This is a genomic window from Streptomyces durhamensis, assembly GCF_000725475.1.
Classification (GTDB): Bacteria; Actinomycetota; Actinomycetes; order Streptomycetales; family Streptomycetaceae; genus Streptomyces; species Streptomyces filipinensis.
In genome coordinates this window covers 1-12,230 of record NZ_JNXR01000064.1, presented here as the reverse complement: position 1 = coordinate 12,230, position 12,230 = coordinate 1, and the positions used below count along the sequence as shown (strand labels likewise).

General features: G+C 74.8%; 1 protein-coding gene and 1 pseudogene. Both read right to left on the bottom strand.

Annotated elements, in window-relative coordinates; translation table 11 throughout:
- A partial coding sequence (locus IO33_RS54385) for a type I polyketide synthase (protein ID WP_425348007.1) occupies window positions 1-7,688 on the bottom strand: 7,688 nt, incomplete at its 3' end.
- Window positions 7,651-12,230, bottom strand: a pseudogene (locus tag IO33_RS54380) (SDR family NAD(P)-dependent oxidoreductase); the annotation flags it as partial. The pseudogene IO33_RS54380 and the gene IO33_RS54385, both read right to left, overlap by 38 nt.

The following is a 12,230-nucleotide window of genomic DNA, read 5'->3' as shown; positions in this document are numbered from 1 at the left end:
CCCTCGGCCCAGCCGGTGCCGTCGGCCCCGGCGCCGAAGGCCTTGCAGCGGCCGTCGGCGGACAATCCGCGTTGCCGGCTGAACTCCACGAAGGCCCGCGGGGTGGACATGACCATCACGCCGCCGGCCAGCGCCATGGAGCACTCGCCGTTGCGGAGGGCCTGGACCGCCCAGTGCAGCGCCACCAGCGACGAGGAGCACGCAGTGTCGACGGTGACGGCCGGTCCTTCCAGACCGAGGGTGTAGGCGATGCGGCCGGACATGATGCTCGCGGAGTTGCCCGTGCCGAAGAAGCCCTCGGAGTCGTCGACCGCGTGGAAGGCCTGGGCGGCGTAGTCCTGGTAGCCGGAGCCGACGAAGACACCGGTACGGCTGCCGAACTCGCCGACCGCGTCACCGCCGGAGGCCACCAGCTGCCACAGGTCCTCGGGCGAACGCACCCCGCCCGGATACCGGCACGCCATCCCGACGATCGCGACGGGGTCGTCGTCCTCGGCGGGCGCGGCGGCCGCTTCCGGCGCGGCCGTGGTGGTGAGGCCGGTGAGCTCGGTGCGCAGCTGCCGGGCGAGTGCCTGGGCGTTGGGGTGGTCGAAGACCAGCGTGGCGGGCAGTACGAGGCCGGTCTCGGCGTTGAGCCTGTTGCGCAGTTCGACGGCGGTCAGGGAGTCGAAGCCCAGGTCCTTGAAGGCTTGGTCGGCCTCGATCTCGCCGGTGCCGCTGTGGCCGAGGACGGCCGCCGCGTGTCTGCGGACGAGGTCGACCAGCAGCGCGTGCTGCTCGGTCTCGGGCCGCCCGGTGAGGCGGTCGGCCAGGGGCGAGGCGGCGGCCGTGCGGGGGCCGCCCACGGTGCTGCCCGCGGTGAGGATCCGTTCGGCCTCCGGGAGGTCGCCGAGCAGGGCGCTGGGGCGGCCCACGGTGAACGGGGGCAGGAACCGCTCCCAGTCGACGTCGGCCACCATGGTGGTGGCCTCGCCGGAGTCCAGCGCCTGTCGGAGGCCGGCCACGGCGAGCGCGGCGGGCATCGGGATCAGGCCGCGGCGGCGCAGTCGTTCGTCCGCGCCGTCGCCCTCGGCCATGCCGCCACCGGCCCACGGGCCCCAGGCCACGGCGGTCGCCGGCAGCCCCTGGGCCCGCCGGCGTTCGGCGAGTCCGTCGAGCAGGGCGTTGGCCGCCCCGTAGGCGGCCTGGTAGCCGCTGCCCCACACGCCGGCGATGGACGAGAAGAGGACGAAGGCGTCGAGTTCCCGGCCGGCGAGGAGCGCGTCGAGGTGCAGGGCGCCGGCCGCCTTGGCGGACAGCACGTCGGCGAAGGCGTCCGGCGTCATGGCTTCCAGCGGCTCCAGGTGGTCCACGCCCGCCGTGTGGACGACGGCGTTCACCGGGTGCTCGGCGAGCAGCGCGGCGAGCGCCGCCCGGTCGGCCACGTCGCACGCGGCGACGGTCGCCCGGACACCCGTCGCCTCCAGCTCTGCGACGAGATCCGCCGCACCCGGCGCGTCGGGGCCGCGGCGGCTGGTGAGGAGCAGGTGTTCGGCACCGGCACCGGCGAGCCAGCGGGCGACGTGGCCGCCCAGCGCACCGGTACCGCCGGTGATCAGCACCGTGCCGCGCGGCGACCACCGCTGCCCGGCCCGGGTGTTCCGGCGGGCGGCGGGGTGGGAGAGCCTGCGGCCGAACACGCCGCGGGCGCGGATCGCGACCTGGTCCTCGGCCGACTGTCCGAGCACCGCGGCGAGGCGGCCGGCGACCCGGTCGTCGACCGTGTCCGGGAGGTCGATCAGACCGCCCCAGCGCGGCGCGTGCTCCAGGGCGGCGACCCGGCCGAGGCCCCATACGGCGTTCTGGGCGGCGCTCGGCGCGGCGTCCGTCCGGCCGGTGGACATGGCGGACCTGGTCAGCGCCCACAGCGGGGCGTCGATGCCCGCGTCGCCCAGGGCCTGGACGAGCGCGAGGGTGAGCGCGGTGCCGACGGAGAGGGCCGGGTGTCCGGCGTGGGGCCGCTCGTCGGTGCCGAGCAGGGAGATCACACCGTCGACCGGGGTCTTGCGGACGGCGTCGCCGAGCTGTCGCAGGAGTGCGTCGCGGTCGGCGGCCGGGTCGACCGTCACCCGGACCAGCCGGGCCCCGCGAGCGGCGAGCCCGTCGGCGACGGCGGCGGTCCACTCGACGGCATCGGTGTCGTCGGTGTTCTCGGTGTTCTCGGTGTTCTCGGTGGCCAGGAACAGCCAGTCGCCCGGCAGTCGGTGCGCCCGCAGACCACTGAGCGGCTTCCAGCCCGTGCGGTAGGACCAGCCTTCCACGGCGGACTCGCGGCGCTGCTGCCGGCGCCACGCGGACAGCCGGGGCAGCACCGCGTCCAGCTGCTCGGCGGGCAGGTCGAGGGTGGCGGCGAGGGACTGGACGTCCTCGCGCTCCACCGTCTCCCAGAACCCGGCCTCCACGGCGTCGGTGCCCCCGCCGGCGGCGGCCGTGGGCGCGGTGGTCTCCAGCCAGTACCGCTGGTGCTGGAAGGCGTAGGTCGGCAGGTCGGCGCGCCGGGCGCCGCGGCCGGCGAAGAAGGCCCGCCAGTCGACGGGGACGCCATGCACGTGGAGCTGGGCCACGGCGCCGGTGACCGCCTCGGGCTCGGGGCTGCCGGACCGTGTGGAGGCGACGGTTACCGCGTCGTCCAGGCAGCCCTGGACCAGGGCGCTCAGCACCGCGCCGGGGCCGGTCTCCACGAACGTGGTCACGCCCAGCTCGCCCAGGGTCCGGATGCCGTCGGCGAAGCGCACGGTCTCGCGGACGTGCCGGACCCAGTAGTCCGCCGTGTAGGTGTCGATGAGTTCACCGGTGAGGTTGGAGACGACCGGTGTGCGGGGCGTCTCGAAGCGCAGACCGCCGACGACACGGGCGAAGTCCTCCAGCACGGGCTCCATCAGCGGCGAGTGGAACGCGTGGCTGACGGTGAGCCGGGAGGTCTTGCGGCCCTGTCGGGTGAAGACGTCCGCCACGGCCGCGACGGCGTCCTCGGCCCCGGAGACCACGACGGACCGCGGGCCGTTGATCGCCGCGATGCCGGCGTCGTCGGTCAGGTGCGGCAGTACCTCGTCCTCGGTGGCCTGGAGGGCGATCATCGCCCCGCCGGCGGGCAGGGCCTGCATCAGCGCGGCACGGGCCGTCACCAGTGCGGCCGCGTCCTCCAGCGACAGGGCCCCGGCCACGTGCGCGGCCGCGATCTCGCCCACGGAGTGCCCGGCCAGGTAGTCCGGCCTGACGCCCCACGACTCCAGCAGGCGGTGGACGGCGACCTCGTGCGCGAACAGCGCGGGCTGGGTGAAGGCGGTGCGGTTCAGCTCCTCGCCGTCCTCGTGGCCACTCCGGCCGAAGGCGACGTCCCGCAGCGGCCGGTCGAGGTGCCGGTCGAGATGGGCGCACACCTCGTCGTACGCCTCCGCGAAGACCGGGAACGCCTCGTACAACTCCCGCCCCATGCCCGGACGTTGCGAACCCTGCCCGGAGAACAGGAACCCGACCTGGCCCGTGCCGACGCGGCCGAGCACGACGCCGGGAGCGGGTGCCCCCGAGGCCAGGGCGCGCAGGCCCTCGGCGATCCGGCCGTGGTCGGCACCGACCACGGCGGCGCGGTGCTCCAGGGCGGCCCGGGTGGTGGCCAGCGAGAAGCCGACGTCCGTGGGGGACGGTTCGGCGCCCTCGGCGGTGAGGGACAGCAGGCGCTCGGCCTGGGCGCGCAGCGCGGCCTCGGACTTGCCGGACAGCACCCACGGCACGGTCGCCGAGGCGACCTCGACCGGTGCGACGGCGGCGGGTTCGGCCACCGGGGGCTGCTCGATGATGGTGTGGGCGTTGGTGCCGCTGACGCCGAAGGACGAGATCGCGGCCCGGCGCGGGCGGCCCGTCTCCGGCCAGTCGACGGCCTCGGCCAGCAGCCGCACCGCGCCCGCCGACCAGTCCACGTGCGGCGTCGGCTCATCGGCGTGCAGCGTCCGCGGCAGGACGCCGTGGCGCATCGCCATCACCATCTTGATCACACCGGCCACGCCGGACGCCGCCTGGGCATGACCGATGTTGGACTTCAGCGAACCCAGCCACAACGGCCGGTCCTCGGGCCGCTCCTGGCCGTACGTGGCGAGCAGCGCCTGCGCCTCGATCGGGTCACCCAGCGCGGTGCCCGTGCCGTGTGCCTCCACCGCGTCGACATCGGCCTCGGTGAGCCCGGCGGAGGCCAGGGCCTGCCGGATCACCCGCTGCTGCGCCGGTCCGTTGGGGGCTGTCAGGCCGTTGGACGCGCCGTCCTGGTTGACCGCACTGCCCCGCACGACCGCGAGGACCTCGTGGCCGTTGCGCACGGCGTCGGAGAGGCGCTCCACGAGCACCACGCCCACGCCCTCCGCCCAGCCGGTGCCGTCCGCGCCGGCCCCGAACGCCTTGCAGCGGCCGTCGGCGGACAGCCCGCGCTGCCGGCTGAACTCCACGAACGCGGCCGGTACGGCCATGACGTTCACACCGCCCGCGACGGCCATCGTGCTCTCGCCGCCCCGCAGCGACTGGATGGCCAGGTGCAGGGCGACCAGGGACGACGAGCACGCCGTGTCGACGGTGACGGCCGGGCCCTCCAGGCCGAACGAGTAGGCCACGCGTCCGGAGACGACGCTCGCGGCGCCGCCGGTGAGCAGGTGGCCCTCGACGCCTTCCGGGACCTGCGGGAGGCCTGCGCCGTAGCCCTGGTAGGACATTCCGACGAACACGCCGGTGCGGCTGCCCTTCAGGGAGGCCGGGTCGATTCCGGCCCGCTCGAACGCCTCCCACGAGGCCTCCAGCAGCAGGCGCTGCTGGGGGTCCATCGCGAGCGCCTCGCGCGGCGAGATCCCGAACAGCGCCGCGTCGAAGTCGCCCGCGTCGTAGAGGAAGCCGCCGTCGCGCGCGTACGTCTTGCCCGGGGTGCCCGGGTCGGGGTCGTAGAGGTTCTCGATGTCCCAGCCGCGGTCCTCGGGGAAGCCGGAGATCGCGTCGCCGCCGGACGTCACGAGCTGCCACAGGTCCTCGGGCGAGCCGACGCCGCCGGGCAGGCGGCAGCTCATCGCCACGATCGCGATCGGCTCGTCGTCGGCGGCGGCCGTGCGCTGCTCGGGCTGCGTGGCGCCCTGCGAACCGAGCAGCTGGGCGCGCAGGAACCGGGCCAGGGCCGTGGCGTTCGGGTAGTCGAAGACCAGCGTGGTGGGCAGCTTCAGGCCGGTGTCGGCCGTGAGCTTGTTGCGCAGTTCGACGGCGGTGAGCGAGTCGAAGCCGAGGTCGTTGAACGCCCGGCCGGGCTCCACCGCCGCGGCACCGTCGTGGCCGAGCACGGCGGCCGCGTGCGTGCGCACGAGGTCCACCAGCGTGCGGTCCTGCTCCCCTGTCGGCAGCCCGGTCAGCTTCGCGGCGAGCGCGTTGCCGGCCTCGGCGCCGCCGGAGACCGGAGCCTCCAGGGCACGGCGTGCCTCGGGCACGTCGGAGAGCAGGGCGCTGGGGCGGGTGACGGTGAACGGGCCGATGAACCGCTCCCACTCGAAGTCGGCGACGGTGAGGGCGGTCTCGTCGTCGGCCACGGCCTGCTGGAGCGCGGAGATCGCGAGGGCGGGCCGCATGGGGGGCAGGCCGCGGCGACGCAGCATCTCCTCTCCGTCGCCGACGCCGGCCATGCCGCCCTCGGCCCAGCCGCCCCAGGAGACGGCGAGCGCGGTGCGCCCGTGTGCCCGCCGGTACTCGGCGAGGGCGTCCAGGTAGGCGTTGGCGGCCGCGTAGGCGCCCTGGCCGGCGCCGCCCCAGACACCGGCGCCCGAGGAGAACATGACGAACGCGTCGAGCTCCTGACCGGCCAGCAGTTCGTCCAGGTGCGTGGCACCCGCGGCCTTGGCCGCCACCGTGCCGGCGAACCCGGCCGGGTCGGAGTCCTCGATCATGACGTGGTCGCCGACGCCCGCGGCGTGGACGACGGCGTTGACGGGATGCTCGGCCAGCAGCGCCCGCAGGGCTTCACGGTCGGCCGCGTCACAGGCCACGACGGTCGCGGCCGCGCCGAGCTCCGCCAGCTCCGCGACGAGTTCCGTGGCGCCGGGCGCCGCGGGACCGCGGCGGCTGGTGAGCACCAGGTGCTCCGCGCCCGCACCGGCGAGCCAGCGGGCGACATGTCCGCCCAGCGCACCCGTACCGCCGGTGATCAGCACCGTGCCGCGCGGTGACCACCCCTGGGCGGGGCCGGTGGCGCGGGCGGCCCGGACGAGCCGGCGCCCGTAGACGCCCGAGGCGCGGACCGCCACCTGGTCCTCGGCCGCCTGGCCGAGGACGGCGGCCACGCGGGCCGCGGTACGGGCGTCCAGCAGCTCGGGGAGGTCGAGCAGTCCGCCCCAGCGCTGCGGGTGTTCCAGCGCCGCCGCCCGGCCGAAGCCCCACACCTGCGACTGCAGCGGGCGGTCCGCGCGGTCGGAGCGGCCGGTGGCCACGGCGCCGCGCGTGGCGCACCACAGCGGGGCGTCGACACCCGCGTCGCCGAGCGCCTGTACCAGGCAGAGGCTCGCGGCGAGGCCGTGCGACAGGCCGGGGTGACCGGCCGAGGCGCTCTCGTCCTCGGCGAGCAGGGACAGCACGCCGGCCACCGGGCCGACGCCGGCCAGTTCGCGGGCCAGCGTCCCGCGGTCGGTGCCGGGCCCGGCGACGAGCGTCACCAGTTCCAGGCCGCGCCCGCCGAGCGCGGTGCGCACCGAGTCGGTCCACTCGCTCTCCCGGGCCACGACGAGCAGCCAGGTCCCGGACGCGCCGGGCTGCGGGAGCGCGCCGAGCGGCTTCCACGTGACGCGGTAGCGCCAGCCGTCGACCACGGACTGCTCGCGGCGCTGCCGGCGCCACGCTGACAGCCGGGGCAGGATCGCGCTCAGCGAGGCGTCCGCGCTGACGCCCAGAGTCGCCGCGAGGGACTGGGCGTCCTCGCGTTCCACGCTGTCCCAGAAACCGGAGTCCGCCGGGTCGGCCGGGGTGCCGTCGGCTGCCGGGTCCTCGTCCCCTTCCAGCCAGAAGCGCTCGCGCTGGAAGGCGTAGGTCGGCAGCTTGACGCGGTGGGCGCCGGGGAAGAGCGCCTGCCAGTCCGGGGAGACGCCGTGCACGTGCAGTTCGGCGAGGGCGGTGACGAGGGCCTGCTGCTCGGGGCGGTCACCGCGCAGGAGGGGTACGGCGACCGCGTCGTCCGCGCAGGCCTGCGCCAGGGTGTACGGCTCGGCCAGCCGGCCGGTCAGGTTCGAAACGACGGGAATCCGCGGCTCGTTGAAGACCAGACCGCTGACGGCCTGCGCGAACTCCTCCAGCATGGGATCCATCAGCGGCGAATGGAACGCGTGACTGACCTTCAACCTGGACGTCTTACGACCCCGCTCACGGAAGGCCTCACCGACGGCCACGACCGCACCCTCGACACCGGAGACGACAACCGACTGGGGACCGTTGACCGCCGCGATACCGACCTCGTCGGACAGATACGGCAGCACCTCGTCCTCGGTCGCCTGGACCGCGACCATCGCACCACCCGCGGGCAGCGCCTGCATCAGCGCCGCACGCGCGGACACCAACTTCGCCGCGTCCTCCAGCGACAGCACACCCGCCACATGAGCAGCCGCGATCTCACCCACCGAGTGACCGGCCACGTAATCCGGCCGCACACCCCACGACTCCAACAGCCGGAACAACCTCCGCGTCGACGTCGACCGGCGCCTCCAGCCGCGCACACACCTCGTCGTACGCATCGGCGAAGACCGGGAACGCCTCGTACAACTCCCGCCCCATACCGAGGCGTTGCGAACCCTGACCCGAGAACAGGAAACCGACCTTGCCTCCCGGCCGGCCCTGGACCACTCCGGGCGACGGCGTCCCGGTGGCGAGGGCGGTGAGGGCCTGCCGGAGCTCGTCCGGGCCCTGTGCCAGGAGCACCGCGCGGTCCTCGAACATCTCGCGGGAGGCCAGGGAGAAGCCGATGTCGCAGGCCGTCCAGCCGTCCCTCGCATCGAGGTGGTCGGCCAGCCGGGCCGCCTGGGCACGCAGCGCCGGCTCGCCCTTGCCCGACAGCACCCACGGGACGAGTACCCCGGCGTCGGGCGTGGGGGGCAGCTCCGCCGTGGCGGGGGCCTGTTCGATGATGGTGTGGGCGTTGGTGCCGCTGACGCCGAAGGACGAGATCGCGGCCCGGCGCGGGCGGTCCGACTCGGGCCATGCGACTGCCTCGGTCAGGAGCCGGACGTCACCGGCCGACCAGTCCACGTGCGGCGTCGGCTCGTCCGCGTGCAGCGTCCGCGGCAGGACGCCGTGGCGCATCGCCATCACCATCTTGATCACACCGGCCACGCCCGCCGCGGCCTGCGTGTGACCGATGTTGGACTTCAGCGAGCCCAGCCACAACGGCTGCCCTTCGGGCCGCTCCTGCCCGTACGTGGCGAGCAGCGCCTGCGCCTCGATCGGGTCACCCAGCGTCGTCCCGGTGCCGTGCGCCTCTACGGCGTCCACGTCGCCCGGAGCGAGTCCGGCCGAGGCCAGCGCCTGGCGGATCACCCGCTGCTGCGCCGGCCCGTTCGGCGCGGTCAGGCCGTTGGACGCGCCGTCCTGGTTCACGGCGCTGCCCCGTACCACCGCCAGGACCTCGTGGCCGTTGCGCACGGCGTCGGAGAGGCGCTCCACGAGCACCACGCCCACGCCCTCCGCCCAGCCGGTGCCGTCCGCGTCCGCGCCGAACGCCCTGCAGCGGCCGTCGGCGGACAGCCCGCGCTGCCGGCTGAACTCCACGAAGACGTTCGGGCTGGCCATGACGGTGACGCCGCCGGCCAGGGCCATCGTGCACTCGCCGCTGCGCAGCGACTGCATGGCCAGGTGCAGGGCGACCAGGGACGACGAGCACGCGGTGTCGATCGTGACGGCGGGGCCTTCGAGACCGAAGGTGTAGGCCACCCGGCCGGAGACGACGCTGGACGCGCCTCCGACGAGCCGGTGTCCCTCGACGCCTTCCGGCGTGCGGCGCGCATCGGCTCCGTAGCCCTGGTAGGCCATGCCGACGAACACGCCGGTCCGGCTGCCGCGCAGTTGTGCGGGGGCGATCCCGGCCCGCTCGAAGGCCTCCCACGAGGTCTCCAGGAGGAGGCGCTGCTGCGGGTCCATCGCCAGGGCCTCGCGCGGCGAGATCCCGAAGAAACCGGCGTCGAAGTCGGTGGCGCCGTAGAGGAATCCGCCGTCGCGGGCGTACGTCGTGCCGGGGCGCTCGGGGTCGGGGTCGTAGAGGGCGTCGACGTCCCAGCCGCGGTTCGACGGGAACCCGGAGATGGCGTCGCCGCCGGACGTCACCAGGTCCCACAGGGCCTCGGGCGAGTCGACGCCGCCGGGCAGGTGGCAGCTCATCGCCACGATGGCGATGGGTTCGTCGTCGGCGGCGGCCGCGCGCTGGTCCTGCGGCGCGTCGGCCTGCGCTCCGAGCAACTCGTTCTGCAGGAAGCGGGCGAGTGCCGTGGCGTTGGGGTAGTCGAAGACCAGCGTGGGCGGCAATGCGAGTCCGGTCGCCGTGTTGACCTTGTTGCGCAGTTCGACGGCGGTCAGGGAGTCGAAGCCCAGGTCCTTGAAGGCCCGTTCGGGCTCGACGTCCGCCGCCGAGGAGTGGCCCAGGACGGCCGCGACGTGCGCGCGGACCAGGTCGGTCAGGGTCGCCGTGCGCTCGGCCTCCGGCAGTCCGGCGAGCCGGGCCGTCAGGGGCGCGACGCCGGTGGCGGCGTCGGCCGGTGCGGCGGTGCCGGCGCGGAGCACCTCGGGCAGCTCGGACAGCAGGGCGCTGGGGCGGCCGAGGGTGAACGGTCCGATGAACCGTTCCCAGTCGATGTCGGCCACGACGACCGCGGTGTCGTCGCAGTCCAGGGCGCGCTGGACCGCGGTCACGGCGAGGGCGGCGGGCAGGGTGGCGACGCCGCGGCGGCGCAGCTGCTCCTCGTCGGCGTCGGTGACCATGCCGCCGTCGGCCCAGGGGCCCCAGGCGATCGCGGTGGCGGTCAGGCCGCGGGCCCTGCGCCGGGCGGCGAGCCCGTCGAGGAAGGCGTTGCCGGCCGCGTAGGCGGTCTGCAGTCCGCTGCCCCATACGCCGGCGATCGAGGAGAAGAGGACGAAGGCGTCCAGCTCGCGCTCGCCGAGCAGTTCGTCCAGGTGCGCGGCGCCGCGGGCCTTCGCCGCCACCGTGCGGGCGAAGTCGGTGGGCGTCAGCTCGTCGAAGGGGGTGAACTGTGCCACGCCCGCGGCGTGGAAGACGGAGGTGAAGGTGTGCTCGGCGAGCAGCGTCGCCACCGCGTCGCGGTCGGCGACGTCACACACGGCGAGGGTGACGCGTGCTCCCAGTGCCTCCAGTTCGGCCTTGAACGCGGTCGCGCCGGGCGCGTCGGCGCCGCGACGACCGGTGAGCACCAGGTGTTCGGCACCGGCACCGGCGAGCCAGCGGGCGATGTGCCCGCCCAGCGCACCCGTACCCCCGGTGATCAGGACGGTGCCGCGCGGCGACCAGGGCCGGCCGGCGCCGTTTCGGGCGTGGGCGAGCCGGGCGGTGAACACGCCGGAGGCGCGGACGGCGACCTGGTCCTCCGCCGTGTCGGGGCTCTGGCACAGGACGGCGGCGATACGGCCGGCGGCGCGCTCGTCGACGGCCGCGGGCAGGTCGATCAGGCCGCCCCAGCGCCGGGCGTGCTCCAGGGCCAGGGCGCGGCCGAGGCCCCACACCTGGTTCTGCTCCGCGCTGAGCGGTGCGTCGTCGGAGCGGCCGGTGGCGGCCGCGCCGCGGGTGGCGCACCACAACGGCGCGTCGACGCCCGCGTCGCCCAGCGCCTGGGCCAGGGCGACGGTCTGTGCGAGGCCCTGGGAGAGGGCGGGGTGCTCGGGCGAGGCGGTCTCGTCGGTCGCGAGCAGCGACAGGACGCCGTCGAGCGAGCCGGCTTCGGCTGCGGCCCGGGTCAGCTCGTCGGTCAGGGACGCGCGGTCGGCGTCGGCGCCGACCGGCAGCGGGATCAGGTGCGCGCCGCGTCCGGCGAGGGCCGCGCGGACCGTCCCGGCCCACTCGTCGCCTTCAGGCGCGGCGAACAGCCATGTGCCGCCGGAGAGGTCCCCGGCGGACAGGCCGTTCAGCGGCTGCCAGACGAGCTGGTAGCGCCAGCTGTCCACGACGGACCGCTCGCGCCGCTGGCGCCGCCACGCGGACAGCTTCGGGACCACTACGTCCAGTTCGTCGGGGCTCAGCCCCAGCGTGGCGGCGAGGGACTGGGCGTCCTCACGTTCGACGCTCGCCCAGAACTCGGCGTCGACCGCGTCCACGCCGGCCGTCTCCGCCTCGGGGGCCTCCAGCCAGTAGCGCTGCTGCTGGAAGGCGTAGGTGGGCAGGTCGACGCGGTGGGCGCCGGGGAAGAACGCCTGCCAGTCCGGGGAGACGCCGTGCACGTGCAGTTCGGCGAGCGCGGTGACGAGGGCCTGCTGCTCGGGGCGGTCGGCGCGCAGCAGCGGGACGGTGACCGCCTCGTCCACACAGCCCTGCGCCATGCCGCTGAGGACGCCACCGGGACCGATCTCCACGAACGTGGTCACGCCCAGGCCGTGCAAGGTCTGGACGCCGTCGGCGAAACGGACCGCCTCACGGACGTGCCGGACCCAGTACTCGGGCGTGTACGACTCCGCCACATCCCCCGTCAGATTCGAGACCACCGGGATCCGCGGCTCGCTGAACGTCAGACCACGGACGACCTCGGCGAACTCCTCCAGCAATGGGATCCATCAGCGGTGAATGGAACGCGTGACTGACCTTCAACCGGGACGTCTTACGACCCTGACCGGCGAAGGTCTCACCAATCGCGACGACCGCGGCTTCGGTGCCGGAGACCACGACCGACTGCGGGCCGTTGACCGCCGCGATACCGACCTCGTCGGACAGATACGGCAGCACCTCGTCCTCGGTCGCTTGGACCGCGACCATCGCACCACCCGCGGGCAACGCCTGCATCAGCGCGGCACGCGCGGACACCAGCTTCGCCGCGTCCTCCAGCGACAGCACACCCGCCACATGCGCGGCCGCGATCTCACCCACTGAGTGACCGGCCACGTAATCCGGCCGCACACCCCACGACTCCAACAGCCGGAACAACGCCACCTCGACCGCGAACAACGCCGGCTGCGTCGAACCCGTCTGATTCAACTCCTCCGAG